Origin of the sequence: Streptomyces sp. NBC_00286 (assembly GCF_036173125.1) — a bacterium.
Taxonomy (GTDB): domain Bacteria; phylum Actinomycetota; class Actinomycetes; order Streptomycetales; family Streptomycetaceae; genus Streptomyces.
On record NZ_CP108054.1, the window covers coordinates 6,617,687 to 6,640,077 of the forward strand.

The following is a 22,391-nucleotide window of genomic DNA, read 5'->3' on the forward strand; positions in this document are numbered from 1 at the left end:
GTGAGCCGCGACCGAACCGTCTCCGCGGCTCCCGGCATCCGAGCGCACTTCAGCCGCGCCACTGATAGGGGTAGGAAATTGTCGCAGGGATCTGCGTCTTCCACGGTCCGGACAGCGGACCGGCTGCCCGCGACGACCATTCACCGGCTGGTGGAGTCCCAGGCCGAACGCGCGCCGGACGCCGTCGCGGTGGAGACCGAGGGCGGGTCGCTCACCTACCGCGAACTGGACGCGCGCGCCAACCAGTTCGCCCGCCACCTCAGGGCGGTCGGCGTACGGGGCGAGTCCCTCGTCGCCGTCCACATGGAGCGGGGCCTCCTGACGCCCGTCGTCCTGCTCGGCATCCTCAAAGCAGGCGCGGCCTACCTGCCGCTCGACACCGAGTCGCCGGCGGAGCGCCTCGCGGCGGTGCTCGCCGACGCGGCACCCGCCGCGGTGGTCACGGCCGGCCCCCTGCCGCAGGTCGCCGTCCCGCTGATCGACCTCGACACCGATCTGCCCGCGATCACCGCATTACCGGCCGAGCCCCTGACGGAGACCGAGGAGCCGGACCCCGACCGCCTGGCCTACGTCATGTTCACCTCCGGCTCCACCGGCGTCCCCAAGGGCGTGCTGGTGGAGCACCGCGCCGTCATCCGGCTGATCCACGAGCAGAGCTACGCGAGGTTCGGCCCCGACGCCACCCATCTGCTGCTCGCGCCGCTCGCCTTCGACGCCTCGACCCTGGAGATCTGGGGCGCTCTGGCCCACGGCGGCCGGCTCGTCGTCGCGGCCCCGGGAGCACGCACCGTCAGCCAGGTCGGCCGTACTCTCGCCGACCGGCGGGTGACCACCCTGTGGCTGACGGCCTCCCTCTTCAACCTCGTGGTCGACGAGGACCCGTCCATCCTCGCCGGCGTCCGCGACCTGCTCATCGGCGGAGAGGCGCTGTCGGTCACCCACGTCCGCACCGCGCGCGAGGCGCTGCCGGACACGGTCATCACCAACGGCTACGGCCCGACCGAGACGACCACGTTCGCCTGTACCCACGCCATCCGGCCGCGGGACCTCGACGGCGCGCCCATCCCGATCGGCGGGCCCATCGCCCATACCGAGCTCCATGTCCTCGACGACGAGTTCGACCCGGTCGCGCCCGGCGAGGCGGGGGAACTGTTCATCGGCGGCCCCGGCCTGGCGCGCGGCTACCTCAACCGGCCCGGCCTGACCGCGGAACGCTTCGTCGCGCACCCGGCCGCCACCGAGCCCGGGGCCCGGCTCTACCGCACCGGGGACCGGGTCAGAACGCGGCCCGACGGCACCCTGGAGTACCTCGGGCGCCTGGACGACCAGGTCAAGCTGCGTGGCTTCCGGATCGAACCCGGTGAGATCCGCGCCGGACTGACCGGGCTGCCGCAGGTCAGGGACGCGGTCGTGGTCGCCCGGGGCGGATCCTCGGACCGGCGCCTGGTCGCCTATGTGGTCCCCGAGGCCGACGCCACGGCCGGCACGGAGAACGAGCGGGAGCAGGTCGCCGACTGGGAGGCGGTGTTCGACGAGACCTACCGCGACGGCGTGGGAGCCGCCGAAGGCCGCTGGGAGCTGAGCGGGTGGGTCGGCAGCGGTGACGGACTGCCCATCCCCGCCGACCAGATGCGGGAATGGACGGACGCCACGGTCGACCGCATCCGCGCCCTCGGTGCCCGGCGCGTGCTCGAGATCGGCTGCGGCACCGGCCTGCTCGCGATGCGGCTCGCCCCGCAGGCCGAGCGGTATGTTGGCAGCGACCTGTCCGCCGTGGCGATCCGCAGGCTCCGCGAGCAGATGGACGCCGCCGGGCTGGACCACACCGAGCTGGTGCACGCGCCGGCCGACGACCTCGACGCGGTTCCCGGCGGCCCCTTCGACGTCGTCGTACTGAACTCCATTGTGCAGTACCTGCCGTCGGCGCAGTATCTGCGCGAGGTCATCGAGCGTGCGGCCGCACGGCTGGCACCCGGCGGGCACCTCTTCGTCGGCGACGTGCGCAGCCTCCCGCTCCTCAACGCCTTCCACCTCAGCGCCGAGCTGAAGCGCGGCCACGAGGACACCGCGCCGCTGGCGACCCTGGCCGAGGCGGTACGCGAACGGGCGGCGGCCGAGAAGGAACTCGTCGTCGCCCCCTCCTTCTTCACCGACCTGCGCGGCCTGGCGGGCATCGACCACGTGCTGGTGTCACCGCGCCGCGGCAGGCACCGCAACGAGATGACCCAGTTCCGCTACGACGCGGTCCTCCGGGTGCGCGGAGCCGAACCTGCGCGCGTCCCCGACCGTTGGCTCGACTGGAGGGACGAAGGACTCACCCTGGAGGACATCGCACGGATCCTCCGGGACCGGCGCCCACGGCACCTGGCGCTGCGCGGAGTCACCGACGCGCGCGTCGCCGACGAGGTGGCCCGGCTCATCCGGCTGCGCGAGGACGCCGAAGGCACCGTGGCCGCGCTCCGGGAGACCGGGCACGACGGCCCGGCCGTCGAGCTCGACGACCTGTACGACCTGGCGGCCCGCGCCTCCTACACCGTGGACGTCAGCGTCGCGGGCAGCGCGGCGGGCGATGCCTTCGACATGGTCCTGTGGACCGATGCCGAGCGAGGACCGGTCGAGTTCGCCGCCGGCCCGGCGGAATCACCGGGCCCCCGCACCAACATGCCGCTGGCGACCGCGACGGAGCGGCGCCTCACGACGCTGGTGCGCGACTCCCTGCGCGAGCGCCTGCCCGCCTACATGATCCCTGCGGTGTTCGTCTTCATGGACGCGCTGCCGCTCACCTCCACCGGCAAGGTCGACCGCTCGGCCCTGCCCGAGCCGCCACGCCGGGGCGCGGCCGGCGGCGCGGGACGGCGGGCCGCCACCCCGACCGAACGCGCACTGGAACCGCTGTGGCGGGAACTGCTCGCGCTGGAAGCCGTCCACGTCGACGACGACTTCTTCGCACTCGGCGGGCACTCCCTGCTCGGCACCCGGCTGCTGGCCCGCGTACGGGGCATCTGGGGTGTCGAGCTCTCGCTCGCCGCCCTGTTCGCCGCGCCCACCCTCGGCGCCCTCGCCGCCCGGATCGACTCCGCGCGCCAGGACACACCGGCGTCGTCCGGCACCCCCGCGGACGAGACGGACTCCGGATCGGCGCCGCCGCTGTCCCCGGCCCAGCACCGGCTCTGGCTCGTCGAACAGCTCACCCCGGGCAACCCCCGCTACACCGTGCCCGTCGCCTACAGGATGCGCGGACAGCTCGACACGGCCGCTCTGCAGTCCGCCCTCGACGCCCTCGTCGCCCGGCACGAGGTGCTGCGCACCACGTTCCCCGCCCACGACGGCACCCCCCGCCAGGTCGTCGCCTCCTCCGGACACATCCCGATCGAACGGGCCGACGTCAGCGGCGAGGGCGCCGAGGCCCTCGCCGCCGCCCGGAACATCCTGACCCGGCAGGCGGGCCGCTGGCTCGACGTGCAGAACGGCCCGCTGGCCGCCGCCACCCTCGTCCGGCTCGCCGAGGACGACCACGTCCTCTGCCTGACCCTCCATCACATGATCTGCGACGGCTGGTCCTTGGACCTCCTCGCGGCCGAACTGAGCGAGGGCTACAACGCCCGCGTCGCCCGCCGGACCCCGGAGCTGCCGGACATCCCGCTCCAGTACGCCGACCACGCCCGCATCCAGCGCCGCGAGGACCGGACCGAAGCCACCGCACGCCGACTGGACGAGAGGGCCGCACAACTCGAGGGCGCCGACGGCGGCAGCTATCTGGCCCCGGACCGGGCCCGCCCCTCCGCGCCCGCATTCACCGGAGCCACCACCGAGTTCACCGTCGACCGGGAACTGGTCGCGCAACTCGCCGAGCTGGGCCGCGCCCACGGCGCCACCCTGTTCATGACGCTCCACGCCGCCTACACCACCCTGCTGCACCGGCACTCCGGAGAGACCGACATCGTCGTCGGCTCGCCCATCAGCGGGCGGACCGGCGCGGACGTCGAGAACCTGATCGGCTTCTTCGTCGACATGCTCGTCCTGCGCACCGACTGCGAAGGCGACCCCGGATTCGACACGCTGCTCGGCCGGGTCCGCCGCGCCGCCCTCGACGCCTACGAGTACCAGGACATCCCCTTCGACCGGGTCGTCGAGCGGCTCGCCCCCGGCCGGGACCTCGGACGCAACCCGCTGTTCCAGGTGGCGTTCGCACTCCACCCCGCCCGTCCCGGGGAACTCCACCTCGACGGCGTCGACTGCGCACCGCACCCGGTGCACGGCGGCACCGCCAAGTTCGACCTCACCCTCGCGCTGTTCGAGACACCCGACGGACTGGCCGGCGAGCTGGAGTACGACACCGAGCTCTACGACCCCGCCACCGCGGAGCGGTTCGCCGCCCAGTACGTCGCCCTGCTGCGAGCCGTCGCGGCGGCCCCCACGACCCGCCTCAGCGAACTGTCCCGGCCGGACGAAGGCGAACGCCGCCAGGTGCTCGGCGAATGGAACGACACCGCCCGCCCGCTGCCCGCCCTGCCCGTCCCCTCACTGGTCGCCGAACAGGTCGCCGCCCGTCCCCACGCCACGGCCGTCCGCTACGGCGACACCGCACTCACCTACGCGGAGCTCGACCTCCGCTCCAACAGGCTGGCCCACGAGCTGCGCGACCGCGGAGTGGGCCGCGGCGACCTGGTCTCCGTCTGCCTGCGGCGCACGGCCGAACTCCCGGTGGCCCTGCTGGCCGTGCTGAAGACCGGAGCCGCCTATGTGCCGCTGGACCCGGACAACCCCACGGACCGGCTGGCCTTCATCCTCGCCGACACACAGACCCGCGTCGTCGTCACCCAGAGCGGGCTGGCCGACCGGCTGCCCTCCGGCGACGACGTCTCGTTCCTGCTCGTCGACGGCGCCGAGGACGCCGCCCGGATCCAGGACAGGCCCGGCTCCGCCCCCGACACCGGCGTACGCGACGACGACCTCGCCTACGTGATCTACACCTCCGGCTCGACCGGCACCCCCAAGGGCGCCGCCGTCGAGCACCGCTCGATCGTACGGCTGCTCTGGGACGCCGACTACGTCCGCATCGGCCCCGGCGACGTGGTCGCGCAGGCCGCGGACACGGCCTTCGACGCGGCGACCTTCGAGATCTGGGCGCCGCTGACCGGCGGCGGCGAACTCGTCGGCATCGACCGGGAGACCATGCTGTCGCCCGAGGCGCTCGTGGCCGAGCTCCGCGCCCGGCAGATCACGGTGCTGTTCCTCACCACCGCGCTGTTCAACCAGATCGTGGCCTTCGACCCGGCGGCCTTCGCGACCCTCGACTGCGTCCTGTTCGGCGGCGAGGCCGTCAACCGCCGACGGGTCGCCGAGGTGCTCGCCGCCCAACCGCCCGCCCGGCTGCTCCACGTGTACGGCCCGACCGAGACCACCACCTTCTCGACCTGGTACCCCGTGACCCGCACGCCCGACCGGACCGTCCCGATCGGCCGGGCGATCACCAACACCCGCGCCTACGTCCTGGATCCCGCCCTGGAACCCGTGCCCGTCGGCGTCGTGGGCGAGCTGTACATCGGCGGACCCGGCGTCGCACGCGGCTACCTCGGCCGTCCCGGTCTGACGGCCGAACGCTTCCAGGCGGACCCATTTGGCGCCCCCAACGAGCGGATGTACCGCACCGGAGACCTGGTCAGATGGCTGCCGGAAGGCGTCCTCGAGTTCGTCGGCCGCGCCGACCAGCAGATCAAACTGCGCGGATTCCGCATCGAACCCGGCGAGATCGAGGCCGCGCTGGTGGGCCACCCCGCGGTGCGCGAGGCCACGGTCGTGGTCACCGGACAGGACGCCGGCAGGCGCCTGGCCGCCTATGTCACCGCCGAACCGGGCCGGAACGTCCCGCCGCCGGCGGAGCTGCGTCCCTTCCTGCGGCGCTCGCTGCCGGAATTCATGATCCCGGCGATCCTGGTCGTGCTGGACTCCCTGCCCCTGACCCCCAGCGGCAAGATCGACCGGCGGGCACTGCCGGAACCGCCCGCCCACACCGGCACGGGCCCCGACACCGGCCGGGTCGCACCCCGCACCCACGTCGAGCGCGTACTCGCCGAAGCCTGGGGCGAAGTCCTCGGACTCGACGGCGTGGGCGTCCACGACAACTTCTTCGAACTCGGCGGCGACTCCATCCTGGCCATCCAGCTCATGGCCCGCGTCCGGCAGGACGGCGTCACCCTGTCCCCGAAACTCGTCTTCGACAACCAGACCGTCGCCGAACTCGCCGCGGTGGCCGGTGCCGACGCGACGACCGGGCCCGACGCCGACGCCGAGCAGGGCCCCGTCACCGGAGACGCCCCACTCACCCCCGTCCAGCGCTGGTTCCACGCCCAGGACCTGGAGCGGCCGCACCACTTCAACCAGTCCGTGCTGCTCGACATCACCGGACTCGACAAGGACGCACTCGCGGCGGCCGTCCAGGCCCTCTTCCACCAGCACGACGCCCTTCGGCTGCGCTCGGACGGCACCCGGCAGTGGTTCGCCGCACCCGACGACAGCGGCCTGGAGGACCCGGGAACGGCACGCATCACCCCGGACGAGGTACAGGCGGGAGTGCATCCGCTGGACGGACCCGTCGCACGGTTCGTCAGAATCTCCCCCGACCGGCTGCTCGTCGTCATCCACCACCTGGCGGTCGACGGGGTGTCCTGGCGGATCCTCCTGGAGGACCTGGCCACCGGATACCGGCACGCCGCGGCCGGCCGGCCGGTGGACCTCGGCGTTAAGACCACCTCCTTCAAGGACTGGGCGCACCGGCTGCGGGAACTGGCCGCAGGCGGTGCGCTCGACGCCGAACGGCCCCACTGGCAGGACATCCCCCGCTCCGTCCTCCCGGTCGACCACCCCGGCGGCGCCAACACGCTCGAATCCGCCCGCTCCGTCACCGTCGCACTGGACGCCGACGAGACCCATGCGCTGCTCAGCCGGGTCCCCGCCGCGTACCGCACCCAGATCAACGACGTCCTGCTCACGGCCCTGGCCCGGACCATCACCGAGTGGACCGGCGACGACACCGTCACCGTCGCCCTGGAGGGCCACGGCCGCGAGGACCTGTTCGAGGACGTCGACCTGTCCCGCACCGTCGGCTGGTTCACCACCCTCTTCCCGGTGGCCCTGAGCCCCGGCGGCGACGACTCCGCCACCGCCCTCAAGACGGTCAAGGAGCAGCTGCGCGCCGTGCCCCGCCGCGGCATCGGCTACGGACTCGTCGCGGACCCCACCCGACTGCCCACCGGCCTCAGCTTCAACTACCTCGGCCGCCTCGACCAGTTCGTCCCCCCGGACGGCACGATCACCTCGGCACCCGAGGCCGGACCCCTTCTCTTCGAACCCGACCCGGCCGCCGCCGGCACCGCCATCGCCCCCGCAGGCCGCCGCGCACACATCGTCGAGGTCCAGGGCGCCGTCTCCGCCGACCGCCTGTCCGTCAGCTGGACGTACTCCGCCTCCCTGCACGATCCGGAGACCGTGGAGGCGCTGGCCGAGCGGTTCCTCACAGCACTGCGCGCGATCATCGCCCACTGCACCGGCCCGGACGCGGGCGGCCGCACACCGTCCGACTTCCCCCTCGCCGCGGTCGACCAGGCCACGCTCGACCGCCTCTGCGGGCCCGGCTCCACGATCGAGGACCTCTACCCCCTCTCGCCCCTCCAGCAGGGCCTGCTCTACCACAGCCTCCAGGACCCCGACTCCGGCGTCTACTTCCAGCGCATCGAATGGCTGCTCCAGGGAACCCTCGACGCCGACGCCCTGCGTGCCGCCTGGAACCACGCCGCGGACCGGCACGCCATCCTGCGCACGGCCATCGCCTTCGACGACTCCGGGCGACCGCTCCAGGCCGTCCACCGCGAGGTGCCCGTCCCCTGGACGACGCACGACCTGCGGGATCTCACCGGCGAACGGCTCCGCGTCCGTATCGACGAACTCCTGGACGCGGACCGCCGGCAGGGCTTCGACTTCGGCAGCGCTCCGCTGATGCGCCTGCTGCTGCTGCGCACCGCGGACGACCGGCACCGGCTCGTCTGGAGTTTCCACCACCTGCTGCTCGACGGGTGGAGCGCCGCGACCCTGCTCGACGACGTCTTCGGCCACTACCGCGGCGCGACGGCACCCGACCGTCCCCGCCCCTACCGCGACCACATCGCCTGGCTGTCGGAGCAGGACATGGACGCCGCCGAAACGTGGTGGCGGCGGACACTCGACGGGATCGACGAGCCGTCACCCCTGCCCCTGGGCGACGCCACTCGGCCCCCGTCCGACGCGCCGGCCGGCCAGGGAGTGGTACGACGCCACGCCGACGCCGCCCTCACCGCCCGGCTCGACACCTACGCACGCTCCCGCAGACTGACCGTCAACACCCTCCTCCAAGGCGCCTGGTCGCTGCTGCTCGCCCGGTACACCGGAGCCGAGGACGTCGTCTTCGGCACCACCGACTCCGGCCGCCCCGCGGACCTCGCCGGCGTCGAGGACATGGTCGGCCTGTTCATCAACACCCTGCCCGTCCGCGTCCGCCTGGACGACGACGAGCACATCGACGCCTGGCTGCGCCGGATCCAGACCGAGCAGGCCGAGTCACGCCAGTACGCCTACGCCCCGCTGCCGCAGATCCAGGCCTGGACCGGGCTGCGCGCGGACGTCCCACTGCTCCGCACCCTGCTGCTGTTCGAGAACTACCCCCTCGGCGTGGTCCCCGACAGCCCCGGCCAGGACCTGGACGTCAGCCTTGCCGACGCCCGCGAGCACACCAGTTACGCCCTCACGGTGGCCGTCAGCCCCGGGACGGAACTGCTCGTCGAGTGCTTCTTCGACATCCACCGCTACGACGCGGAAACGGTCGACCGCCTGGCGGAAGCGTTCCTGCGCCTGCTGGACGGCATCGCACGCTCCGACGACTCCGCCCTCGTGGCGGACCTGACCCCGGTCGGCGACACCGAACGGCACCTGGTACTCACCGGCTGGAACGACACGCGTCGGGAGCTCCCGGATCTGCCGGTGCATGCTCTGGTCGCCGAGCAGGCGAGGCTGCGGCCGGACGCCGTGGCAGTCGCATACGGCGACACCGCCCTCACCTACGCCGACCTGGACACGCGGGCCAACCAGCTGGCAGGGGAGCTGCGGGCGCGGGGCGTGGACCTCGGTTCGCGCGTGGTGGTCTGCCTGCGCCGGTCGGTGGAGCTCCCGGTGGCGTTGCTCGCCGTGTGGAAGGCCGGCGCGGCATATGTGCCGCTGGATCCCGACTACCCGGCCGACCGGCTGGCGTTCATGCTCGACGACTCGGGTGCCACGGCGGTGGTGACCGAGCGGTCGTGCCGGGGCAGGCTGCCTGCTGTCCCCGACGCGGCCATGGTCGTACTCGACGACGAGGCGGACCGCGCCTCCGTCGAGGCCCGTCCGGTGACGGATCCGGCGTCCGGCGCGGTGCCCGAGGACTTGGCCTATGTGGTGTACACATCGGGCTCCACGGGCCGGCCCAAGGGCGTGGCGGTCGAGCACGGGTCGATCGTCCGACTGGTGTGGGACGCCGACTACGTGCGCCTGGACCACGACACGGTGGTCGCTCAGGCCGCCGACGCCTCCTTCGACGCGTTGACGTTCGAGTTGTGGGGACCGCTGGTCGCCGGTGGCCGGGTCGTGGGCATCTCCCGCGACACCCTGTTGTCTCCCGAGGACCTGGTGGCCGAGCTGCGCGCACGGCATGTCACCACGCTGTTCGTGACGACGGCCTTGTTCAACCAGGTCGTGGCGGTGGACCCGTCCGCCTTCGCGTCGCTCGAAAGCGTCCTCTTCGGCGGCGAAGCGGTGAACCCGCACCGGGTCGCCGAAGTCCTGTCCTCCGAAGCTCCCGCCCGGCTGGTCCACGTGTACGGCCCGACGGAGGCGACGACGTTCGCGTCGTGGCACGAGGTGACGGGCGTGACGGGCCGGACGGTGCCGATCGGACGCCCGATCGTCAACACCGAACTGCTGGTCCTCGACGCCCGGCAGCGGCTGGTCCCGGTCGGTGCGACCGGTGAGCTCCACGTGGGCGGACCCGGCCTCGCCCGGGGATACCTCGGACGCCCCGGTCTGACCGCCGAGCGGTTCGTGGCGCATCCGTACGCCACCGAACCGGGCGCCCGTCTGTACCGGACCGGCGACCTCGTCCGCCGGGCGGAGGACGGCTCGATCGAGTTCGTCGGCCGCACGGACGACCAGGTCAAACTGCGTGGCTTCCGGATCGAGCCGGGTGAGATCGAGGCCGCACTGACAGCGCATCCCGCCGTCCGCGACGCCGTGGTGATCGTGGCGGGCGAGGGCCGTGAGCGCCGTCTGGTCGCCTATGTCACCTCCTCCGGGGAGAAGCTCCCGGACCACGGCGAACTGCGGACGTTCCTGATGCGTTCGCTGCCGGAGTACATGGTGCCGGCGGTGTTCGTGGCGCTGGACGCTTTCCCCCTGACCCCGAGCGGAAAGCTGGACCGGCGGGCGCTGCCGGAACCGGAGCTGCTCCGGACCGAGTACACCGCGCCGTCCGAAGGCAGCGAGGCGGTGCTGGCCGAGGTGTGGGCCGAGGTCCTGGGCGTCGAACGGGTCGGCGCGCACGACAACTTCTTCGAGCTGGGCGGCGACTCCATCCTGTCGATCCAGGTGGTCGCGCGTGCCCGTGCGAGGGGCGTGGGCGTCACTCCGAAGCTGGTGTTCGACCACCCCACAGTGGCGGATCTGGCATCCGTCGCCGGGGTGGAGTCCGTCCGGGCCGAGCAGGGTGTGGTGACGGGTGAGGCGCCGCTGACGCCGATCCAGTCGTGGTTCCACGGCCTGGACCTGCCGGAACGGAACCACTTCAACCAGTCGGTGCTCCTCGATGTGACGGGCGCGGAGTGTGCCGCCCTCGACGCGGCCGTCCGGACGCTGTTCACCCATCACGACGCGCTGCGTCTGCGCTCGGACGGCTCGCGCATGTGGTTCGCCGAGCCCGACGGCCAGGGGCTGGAGGACGCGGACGGCCGCACGGCCGACGATGTCCAGGCGAGTCTCGACCTGGTGAACGGCCCGGTGGCACGGTTCGTGCGTCTGCCCGGGGACCGGCTGCTGATCACCGTCCACCACATGGCCGTGGACGGAGTCTCCTGGCGGATCCTCCTGGAAGACCTCACCAGGGCCTGTACCCAGGCCGGCGCGGGACGGACTGTCGAGCTGGGGGCCAAGACCACCTCGTTCAAGGAGTGGGCCGCACGCCTGCGGCACGCCGCCGACGAGGACGAGGAACCGTTCTGGGGCACGGTCCCGGCCACTGCCCTGCCCGTTGACCATCCGGGCGGTGAGAACACGAACGCGTCCGCGGAGACGGTCACGGCCGAGCTGGACGCCGAGCGGACCCGGCTGCTGCTGACCCGGGTGCCCGCGGTGTACCGGACGCAGATCAACGACGTGCTGCTCACGGCGCTCGCGCAGACGTTGGCCGGCTGGACCGGCCAGGAGACCGTGACCGTCGCGCTGGAGGGTCACGGCCGTGAGGAGTTGTTCGACGACGTCGACGTCTCCCGCACGGTCGGCTGGTTCACCTCCTTGTTCCCCGTCCCGCTCACTCCCGGAGCGGACGGCCCGGGTGAGGCGCTGAAGGCGGTCAAGGAACAGCTTCGCGCCGTCCCGCGCCGTGGTGTCGGCTACGGCCTGACCCACGACCCGGCCGACATACCCGCGTGGCTGTCCTTCAACTACCTGGGGCAGCTGGAGGCCGGAGCGGCCGAGGGCGACTTCCCGGTCATCGACGGCGGACGAGGCGAGGAGTACGCGCGGGCCGGTCACCGGGCCTTCGCGATCGAGGTCAACGGGTCGGTGTCCGGCGGCAGGCTCGGTCTGGACTGGACGTACTCGCGCGAACTGCACGACCCGGCCACGATCGGGGAGCTGGCGGAGGAGTTCGTCGTCCGGCTCCGTGCGCTCGTCGACCACTGCCTCGACCCCCGGGCAGGCGGCCTGACGCCGTCCGACGTGCCGCTGGCGGGCCTGGACCAGGCCGCGCTCGACCGGCTGACCGAAGGTGACCGCGGTATCGAGGACATCTGTCCGCTGTCGCCGCTGCAGCAGGGCATGCTGTTCCACGCCCTGGCCGAACCCGATTCGGGCATGTACCTCGAGCAGATCCACTGGCGGGTCGAGGGCGAGCCGGACCTCGACCGGCTGCGCGACGCCTGGCAGGCCGTCGTCGACCGCCACCCCGTCCTGCGGACCTCCCTGCGCGTCGACGGGACCGGCAGGGCCTTCCAGATCGTCCACCGGTCCGTGCGCCTGCCCTTCGCCGTCCGCACCCTGGAAGGGAACGGCGACCGGATCACGGAGCTGCTCGAGGACGAGCGCCGCGGAGGCTTCGACTTCGCCATCGCACCGCTGCTCCGTCTGACGGCCTTCACCGCGGACGACGAGCACCATCTGGTGTGGACGTTCCACCACGTGCTGCTGGACGGCTGGAGTGCCGTCCGCGTCCTGGCGGACGTCCAGGCCGCCTACGCCGCCCGTCCGTTGGGCGCACAGCCACGCCCGTACCGCGACCACCTCGCGTGGCTGGGAACCCAGGACCTCGACGCCGCCCATGCGTACTGGCGGGACCGGCTCGCCGGCATCGAGTCGGCCACTCCGCTGGGAGTGGACCGGCAGACCGAGGACACCGGGGTGGCGCCGGGATCCGAGCCGGGCTCGCTCCGCTTCGAACTGCCCGGCTCCTTGAACGACGCGCTGTCCGAGACCGCGCGCGCCCGTCACGTCACTCCGAGCACCCTCGCTCAGGCGGCGTGGGGCCTGGTCCTGTCGCGCTACAGCGGCCGCCGGGACGTGGTGTTCGGGACGACGGTGTCGGGCCGTCCCGCGGGCCTCGACGGTATCGAGGACATGGTGGGCCTGTTCATCAACACCCTGCCGGTGCGGATGCGGGTCGACGACCGCGAGCCCGTGGGGGAGTGGCTGCGGCGTCTCCAGGCCGAGCAGGCCGAGTTGAGGCAGTACGAGTACAGCCCGCTGGCCGACGTGCAGCGGTGGAGCGACGTCCCGGCCGGCGACCCGTTGTTCGAGACACTCTTCGTCTACGAGAACTACCCCCTGGCCCGCACGGGCGAGTCGGCGCAGGACGACGGCCTCGCCCTGACCACGGTCAGCGCGCGTGAGCACACCAACTACCCGCTGACCGCGGTGATGATCCCCGGCGAGCGGCTGGAACTGCGTCTCTTCTACGACCGCCGGCGGTTCGACGAGGAGAGCCTGGACCGCCTGGGACGGCACTACCTGCACGCCCTTGAGCAGCTCACGGCTCCGCAGGCCCCGACGGTGGGCGGCCTTTCGGTGCTGGACGCCGACGAGCGCGACCTGGTGCTCACCGCGTGGAACGACGCGGCTGTGGAGGTGTGTCCGGGGCTGGTGCACGAGTTGGTCGCGGAGCGGGCGCGGCTGACCCCGGATGCGGCGGCGGTCTCTTATGAGGGCCGGGTGTTGTCGTATGCGGAGTTGGATGCGTGGGCGAATCGGCTGGCGCGGGTGTTGCTCTCGCGTGGTGTGGGTGCGGGTTCGTTGGTGGGCGTGTGTGTGGGGCGTTCGGAGCGGTTGCCGGTCGTTCTGCTGGCGGTGTTGAAGGCGGGTGCGGGGTATGTGCCGCTGGATCCGGAGTATCCGGCGGATCGTCTGGCGTTCATGCTGGCCGATTCGGGTGCCGGACTGCTCCTGATCGAGGACGAGTTCGTGGAGCGTCTGCCGGAGCTGGCGGGCTTTGACGGCGAGGTGTTCGTCGTCGACGGTGAGGCCGGGGTGGGGGCGGAGTCCGGTGCGCCGTTGGGGGTTGAGGTTGCGCCGGGTGATGTGGCGTATGTGATCTACACGTCGGGTTCGACGGGGCGGCCGAAGGGTGTGCTGGTCGAGCACCGGAATGTGGTGAATCTGCTGGCGGGGACGCGGGAGCGGTTCGGGTTCGGGCCGGGTGATGTGTGGTCGTTGTTCCATTCCTACGCGTTTGACTTCTCGGTGTGGGAGTTGTGGGGCGCGTTGGTGTCGGGTGGGCGTGTGGTGGTGGTGCCGCGTGCGCTGACTCGTTCGCCTGAGGGGTTGTGGGATCTGCTGGTGGGCGAGGGTGTGACGGTGTTGAACCAGACGCCGTCGATGTTCGCTCAGGTGGCCCGGGCGGCGGTGCACTCGGGCCGGATGGCGTCCTCGAACCTGCGGTGGATCGTCTTCGGCGGGGAAGCGCTGGAGGTCGGACATGTGAGGGAGTGGTTCGCCGAGGCGGGTTCCGCCGGTCCGCGTCTGGTGAACATGTTCGGCATCACGGAGACGACGGTGCACGTCACGTGGGCGGACGTGCCGGACGGTGAGTCGCGGCCGTTGGTGGGCCGGGGTATTCCGAATGTGCGGGTGTATGTGCTGGACGACCGGCTGGAGCCGGTGCCGGTCGGTGTCGCGGGTGAGATCTGTGTGGGCGGCCTTGGTGTGGCCCGTGGTTATCTGGGTCGGCCGGGTCTGACCGCTGAGCGGTTCGTCGCGGACCCGTTCGGCGCGGGTGCGGGTGAGCGGTTGTACCGTTCGGGTGACCTGGGACGCTGGCATGCGGACGGGACGCTTGAGTACCTGGGCCGGGCCGACCATCAGGTGAAGGTGCGCGGTTTCCGTATCGAGCCCGGTGAGATCGAAGCCGCACTGGCCGCTCACCCGAGCGTGGCCGACCCCGTCGTCATCGTGCGAGAGGGTCGCCTCGTCGCCTACCTGACCCCGGCGGCGGACCGAGTGCCGGGGATCGCCGAGCTGCGGGAGTTCCTGGGGCAGAGCCTGCCGGAGTACATGGTCCCGTCGGTGTTCGTGGTCCTGGAGCAACTGCCGCTGACGCCCAGCGGGAAGCTGGACCGCCGCGCCCTGCCCGACCCGGACACCGGACGGCTGGGCCTGGAGACCGGCTATGCGGCGCCGCGCGACCTCACCGAACAGGCACTGGCCGAGGTGTGGGCAGAGGTGCTGGGTGTCGACCGGGTCGGCGTCCACGACAACTTCTTCGAACTGGGCGGCGACTCCATCCTGTCGATCCAGGTCGTGGCCCGCGCCAGGACGCGGGGTGTGGGCCTCACGCCGAAGCTGGTGTTCGATCACCCCACGGTCAGGGAGCTGGCCTCGGTCGCCGGCGTGGAGACCGTCGAGGCCGAGCAGGGTGTGGTGACGGGTGAGGCGCCGCTGACTCCGATCCAGTACTGGTTCTACGGCCTGGAATCGCCGGAGCGGAACCACTTCAACCAGTCCGTGCTGCTCGATGTGACCGACGTGGACCCTGTTGCCCTCGACGCGGCGGTTCGGACGCTGCTCGTCCACCATGACGCGTTGCGTCTGCGGTCGGACGGCTCGCGGTTGTGGTTCGCGGAGCCCGACGGCCAGGGCCTGGAGGACGCGGACGGCCGGACGGCGGACGAGGTCCAGGCGAGTCTGGACCTGGTGAACGGCCCGGTGGCCCGGTTCGTGCTGCTGTCCGGGGACCGGCTGCTGATCGTCGTCCACCACATGGCCGTCGACGCCGTCTCCTGGCGGATCCTGCTCGAAGACCTGGCCGTCGCCTGCGCGGGCGCGCCGCTGCCGGCGAAGACGACGTCGTTCAAGGAGTGGGCGACGCGTCTTGAGGAGGCAGGTGACCCGGCGGAGGACACGTACTGGGACACCGTGCCCGCCGTTGCCCTCCCTGCCGATCACATGGGCGGGGACAACACCATCGCGTCTGCCGAGACGGTCAGCGTCGCGCTGGACGAGGACGAGACGCGGGCGCTGCTGACGCAGGTGCCGGCGGTGTACCGGACGCAGATCAACGACGTTCTGCTGACCGCGCTCGCGCAGACCCTGGCGGCGTGGACGGGCCAGGAGACCGTCTCGGTCGCACTGGAGGGCCACGGCCGTGAGGAATTGTTCGACGACGTCGACGTCTCGCGCACGGTCGGCTGGTTCACCTCGTTGTTCCCCGTCGTGCTCACTCCGGGCGACCGCGGCCCGGGCTCGGCGCTGAAGGCGGTCAAGGAACAGCTCCGCGCCGTCCCGCGCCGTGGTGTCGGTTACGGCCTGACCCACGACCTGACCGCCCTGTCCACCGGCCTGTCGTTCAACTACCTCGGGCAACTGGACGTGGGCGTGGCCACGGCCGATCTCACGCCGGTCGGCGAGGACCGGGGCAAGGAGTATGCCCCGGCAGGTCGCCGAGCCTTCGCGGTCGAGATCAACGGCTCGGTGGCCGACGGCCTGCTGAGCCTGGACTGGACGTACTCGTCCACCTTGCACGACCGCGCGACGGTCGAGGGTCTGGCCGAGGAGTTCGTCGTCCGGCTGAGGGCGCTGATCGAGCATTGCCTGACCGAGGAGGCCGGTGGCCTGACGCCGTCGGACGTGCCGCTGGCGGGTCTGGATCAGGCGGCGCTGGACCGGCTGGTGGCCGGCGACCGTCAGGTCGAGGACGTGTACCCGCTGTCGCCGCTGCAGCAGGGCATGCTGTTCCACGCGCTGGCCGAGCCCGACTCGGGCATGTACGTCGAGCAGATCCACTGGCGACTGGACGGACCGCTCGACGTCGACGGGTTCCAGGCCGCATGGCGGTCGGCCGCCGCCCGCCACCCCATTCTGCGCACCGGGTTCGTGTGGGAGGGCGTGCCGCGGCCGCTGCAGGTCGTCCGGGCCGATGTCTCCGTCCCGTGCGAGTACCACGACGTGTCGGACATGGCCGTCGACGACAGGGAAGCCCACATTGCTCGGCTGCTCGAGCAGGACCGAGTCGAGGGGTTCGACTTCCGGACCGCGCCGTTGACGCGGGTGCGTGTGCTGCGCACGGACGACTCGCAGTACCACCTGGTGTGGAGTTTCCATCACGTCCTGCTGGACGGGTGGAGTGCGACCGCGCTGCTGGGTGAGGTGTTCGCGGAGTACGAGTCCGGTGCGGTGCCCGGACCGGTGCGTCCGTACCGGGAGTTCATCGGCTGGCTCGGTGAACAGGACCTGGGTGCCGCGGAGGCGTACTGGAGGGAAGCGCTGGCCGGCTTCGAGACACGGACGGCCCTGCCCGAGGACGGGCCTGGTGTCGCGGGCGCCGAGCCGGGCCGGGTGGGCGCGGTGTTGTCGGCTGGGGCCGCGGCCGGTCTGGGTTCGGTGGCGCGGGCGGCGCGGGTGACGGTGAACTCGGTGGCGCAGGCTGCTTGGGGTCTGGTGCTGTCGCGGTTCGGCGGTGGTGCGGATGTGGTGTTCGGCACGACGGTGTCGGGTCGTCCGGCGGGCCTCGACGGTGTCGAGGAGATGGTGGGTCTGTTCATCAACACCCTGCCGGTGCGGGTGCGGGTGGATGAGCGGGCGACGGTCGTGGATCTGCTGCAGCGGGTTCAGGACGATCAGGTGGCGTCGCGCGAGTTCGAGTTCAGTCCGCTGGCCGATGTGCAGCGGTGGAGCGAGATCCCGGCGGGCGGGTCGTTGTTCGACTCCCTGTTCGTCTTCGAGAACTACCCGCTCGACGAGCCGTTCGGCAAAGACGCGTCCGTGACACCGCTGGGCTTGCGCGAGCACACCAACTACGCACTGACGGTCGTGATGGTCCCGCGGGAAAGCCTCGGAGTCGAGGTCTTCTACGACCGCTCCCGCTTCGCGGAAGCTCCGGTTCGGCGCCTGATCGACGCGTACGTCGGCCTGCTGGAGCAGATCGCCGGTGCTCCGTCGGACGCGTTGGTGGAGAGCCTGTCGGTGCTGGCCGAGGGTGAGCGGGAGCGGCTCCTTACGCAGTGGAATGCGACCGCCGTCGACCTGCCGGGCCGGCCCGTGCATGAGCTGGTGTCCGAACAGGCGCATCTGCGTCCGGACGCCGTGGCGGTGGAGTTCGGCGAGACGTCCGTCTCCTACGCGGACCTGGATGCCCGTGCGAATCAGGTGGCGCATGCGCTGATCGCGGCGGGTGTGGAGCCGGGTTCGCTGGTCGGGGTCTGCCTGGACCGCAGTGCCGAAGTTCCCGCGGTCCTGCTCGGCGTGTGGAAGGTCGGGGCCGGTTATGTGCCGCTGGATCCGGGCTATCCGGCGGACCGTGTCGAGTTCATGCTGGCCGACGCCGATGTGCGGCTGGTGGTCACGCAGGCGGCGTACCGGGACCGGTTCGCAGAGGTGGTGCTGCTCGAGGAGGTGTCCGGCCCGGCATCCGATCCGGGTGTGGCGGTGGCTCCGGACGACGTCGCGTATGTGATGTTCACGTCGGGTTCGACGGGCAGGCCGAAGGGTGTGGTGGTTGAGCACCGGTCGGTGGTGCGGCTGGTGTGGGGTCAGACCTACGCCGGGTTCGGTCCGGACAGTACGCAACTGCTGCTGGCGCCCTTGGCGTTCGACGCCTCGACGTTCGAGCTGTGGGGTGCGCTGATCCACGGTGGCCGGCTCGTGGTCGCCCCGCCCGGTGTGGTGGGCGTGTCCGAACTCGCGGGCCTGATCTCCGGTCACGGGGTGCGGAACCTGTGGCTGACTGCCTCCCTGTTCAACGCCGTGGTGGACGAGGATCCCTCGGTGCTGACCGGCCTCGATCGGATTCTGGTCGGTGGTGAGGCCCTGTCCGTCCGCCACGTGCGGGCGGCACAGCAGGCGGTACCCGGCCTGCAGGTGGTCAACGGCTACGGCCCGACCGAGACGACCACCTTCGCTTGCACGTATGTGGTTCCTCCGCTGGCGGAGGGGACGGTGTCGGTGCCGATCGGCCGGCCGATCGGTAACACCTCGGTGTTCGTGTTGGACGGGCGGATGGAGCCGGTTCCGGTCGGTGTGGCGGGGGAGTTGTTCATCGGTGGCCCGGGTGTGGCGCGGGGTTATCTGAACCGTCCGGAGCTGACCGCTGAGCGGTTTTTGACCAGCCCGTTCGGTGGCGGCAGGTTGTACCGGACCGGTGATGTGGTGCGGTGGACGGCTCAGGGTGTGCTGGAGTTCGTCGGCCGTGTCGACGATCAGGTGAAGTTGCGTGGTTTCCGGATCGAGCCGGGCGAGGTCGAGGCCGCTGTGGCCGTACACCCCGCGGTCCGCGACGCGGTGGTGATGGTCCACGACCAGCGACTCATCGCCTACGTCACCCCGGCCGGTGGTCAGACGGCTGACCCGGAGGAGTTGCGGGAGTTCACAGCCCGGAGCCTGCCGGAGTACATGGTTCCGGCCGTCGTCATGGTGCTGGAGAAACTGCCGCTGACTCCGAGCGGGAAGCTGGATCGTCGGGCGCTTCCTGCCCCTGAGGCCGTGCACGCCGAGTTCGTTGCCCCCCGGGCCGAGACCGAGGCGGTCCTGGCCGAGGTGTGGGCCGAGGTGCTGGGTGTCGACCGGGTCGGCGTGCACGACAACTTCTTCGAGCTGGGCGGGGATTCGATCCTGTCGATCCAGGTCGTGGCGCGTGCCCGAGCGAGGGGTGTGGGGATCACTCCGAAGCTGGTGTTCGACCACCCCACGGTCGGTGCCCTGGCGTCGGTTGCCGGGGTGGAGTCCGTCCAGGCGGAGCAGGGCCTCGTCACCGGCGAGGCACCGCTGACGCCCATCCAGTCGTGGTTCTACGGCCTGGACCTGCCGGAGCGGAACCACTTCAACCAGTCGGTCCTGCTCGACGTGACCGGCGTGGACCGACAGGCGCTCGACACTGCCGTCCGGACCCTGTTCACCCACCACGACGCGCTGCGTCTGCGCTCGGACGGCACCCGTCAGTGGTTCGCCGAGCCCGACGGCCAGGGCCTGGAGGACGCGGACGGCCGCACCGCGGACGACGTCCAGGCGAGCCTGGACCTGGTGAACGGCCCGGTGGCCCGGTTCGTGTTGCTGTCCGAGGACCGGCTGCTGGTGACCGTCCACCACATGGCCGTCGACGGAGTCTCCTGGCGGCTCCTGCTCGAAGACCTGGCCACCGCCTACGAAGGGGCGCCGCCGGCTCCCAAGACCACCTCGTTCAAGGAGTGGGCGAAGCGCCTCCAGCAGGCCAATGACCCGGCGGAGGACGCGTACTGGGACACCGTCCCTACCACTGCCCTGCCCGTCGATCACCCCAAGGGTGAGAACACGGTCGCGTCCGGCGAGACGATCACGCTCGAGTTGGACGAGGCCGAGACCCGGGCGCTGCTGACCGAGGTGCCGGCGGCGTACCGGACGCAGATCAACGACGTTCTGCTGACGGCGCTCGCGCAGACCCTGGCCGGCTGGACCGGCCAGGACACCGTGACCGTCGCGCTGGAGGGCCACGGCCGTGAGGAGTTGTTCGACGACGTCGACGTCTCCCGCACCGTCGGCTGGTTCACTTCTCTCTTCCCGGTCGCGCTCACCCCGGGCGCCGATGGTCCTGGTGCGTCGCTGAAGGCGGTCAAGGAGCAGCTCCGCGCCGTCCCGCGTCGTGGTGTCGGCTACGGCCTGACCCACGACCTGACCGCCCTGCCCGCCGGCCTGTCCTTCAACTACCTCGGACAACTCGACAGCGGTACCGGTGGCGACGGCCTCTTCAGCCGCCTGGAGGAACCCGCCGGCGAGAACGTGGCGGGCCACGGTACCCGTCCCCATCTGATCGATGTGAACGGTGCCGTGACCGACGGCAGATTGAGCCTCGTATGGACGTACTCCGCCAACCTCTATGAGCGGGTGACGGTCGAGGGGCTGGCGGACGAGTTCCTGATCCGGTTGCGGGAGTTGATCGAGCATTGCCTGACCGAGGAGGCCGGTGGCCTGACTCCGTCGGACGTGCCGCTGGCACGCTTGGACCAGGCGTCGCTGGACCGGCTGGTGGGCGGCGATCGCCAGGTCGAGGACGTGTATCCGCTGTCGCCGCTGCAGCAGGGCATGTTGTTCCATGCGCTGGCCGAGCCCGACTCCGGCCTGTATGTCGAGCAGATCCACTGGCGGCTCGAAGGCGACCTGGACAGGCACACACTGCGGTCCGCGTGGCAGGGCGTTCTGGACGCACATCCGGTCCTGCGCACGTCGTTCGTCTGGGACCAGGGCGACCGGCCGCTTCAGGTGGTGCGCCGGAGCCAGGACGTTCCGTTCGAGTTCCATGACGTCTCGGGACTGCCGGAGACGGAGCAGGAGGCCTGGTTGCGGGACCTGCTCGACGCGGACCGTGTCCGTGGCTTCGACTTGAGTGCGCCGCCGCTGATGCGGATGCACCTTGTGCGGAACGCTCCCGACGCCCACGTGTTGGTGTGGTCGTTCCACCACGTCCTGCTCGACGGGTGGAGTGTCAGTGCGCTGCTCGGCCAGGTGTTCGGTGACGTGGTGCGTCCGGTGCCCCCGTATCGGGAGTTCATCGGATGGCTGGACGAGCAGGACGCTGATGCCGCGGAGACGTACTGGCGTGGGGCCCTGGCCGACTTCACCGAGTCGACGCCCCTGGGCATCGACCGCGTAGTGGCCACCGAGGACGCCGCCACCGAGCCGACGGTTCACACCACGGTCATCAAGGACTCGATCACCTCGGCGTTGTCGGTGTTGGCGCGTTCGCGTCGGGTGACGGTGAATGCGGTGGTGCAGGCGGCGTGGGCGTTGTTGCTGGCGCGGGTCAGTGGTGAGCGGGATGTGGTGTTCGGGACGACGGTGTCCGGTCGGCCGGCTGATCTTGCGGGTGTCGAGGGCATGGTGGGTCTGTTCATCAACACGCTCCCGGTGCGCGTTCAGACGGGTGACGGTTCGGTGCTGGATCTGGTGGAGCGGGTGCACCGGGATCAGGCGGAGTTGCGGCGGTTCGACTATGCGCCGTTGGCGGATGTGCAGCGGTGGAGTGATGTGGCGGCCGGTGAGCCGTTGTTCGAGTCGTTGTTCGTGTTCGAGAACTATCCGCTGGGCCAGAGCGGTACGGGTTCGTCGGATGGGGTGCGGGTTGTTCCGGCGGGGGTGCGGGAGCACACGAACTATCCGCTGACCGCGGTGGTCATGCCGGGTGAACGGATGGCGTTGCAGCTGTTGTTCGATCCGCGTCGGTTCGATGCCGGGGCGGTCGAGTGGCTGGCGGGTGCGTATGAGCGGCTGCTGGAGCAGTTGGTGGCCGCGCCGGATGTTCCGGTCGATGAGCTGTCGGTGCTTTCTGACGATGAGCGTGCTCGTCTGGTGGTGGGGTGGAACGACACGGCTGTGGAGGTTCGGCCGGGTCTGGTGCATGAGTGGGTGTCCGCTCAGCCCGGGGACGGGGTGGCGGTCCGTTTCGGCGATGTCACGTTGTCGTATGGGGAGTTGGTGGCGCGGGCGGACCGGTTGGCGTGGGTGTTGCGGTCGCGTGGTGTGGGTGCGGGTTCGCTGGTCGGTGTGTGTTTGCGGCGGTCGGTGGATGTGCCGGTGGTGTGGCTGGCGGTGCTGAAGGCGGGTGCGGCTTTCGTGCCGCTGGATCCGGAGTATCCGGCCGGCCGGCTGCGCTTCATGCTGACGGA

General features: G+C 71.2%; 1 protein-coding gene (cut by a window edge). It reads left to right on the forward strand.

What is annotated here, in order from left to right; translation table 11 throughout:
• A protein-coding gene (locus OHT21_RS30485) for a non-ribosomal peptide synthase/polyketide synthase (protein WP_328771481.1) crosses the window boundary here: on the forward strand, window positions 1-22,391 show its 5' portion. 2,764 nt of this gene lie beyond the right edge of the window; the window shows 22,391 of its 25,155 coding nt (coding positions 1-22,391); the start codon lies at window positions 1-3; its stop codon lies beyond the right edge, outside the window.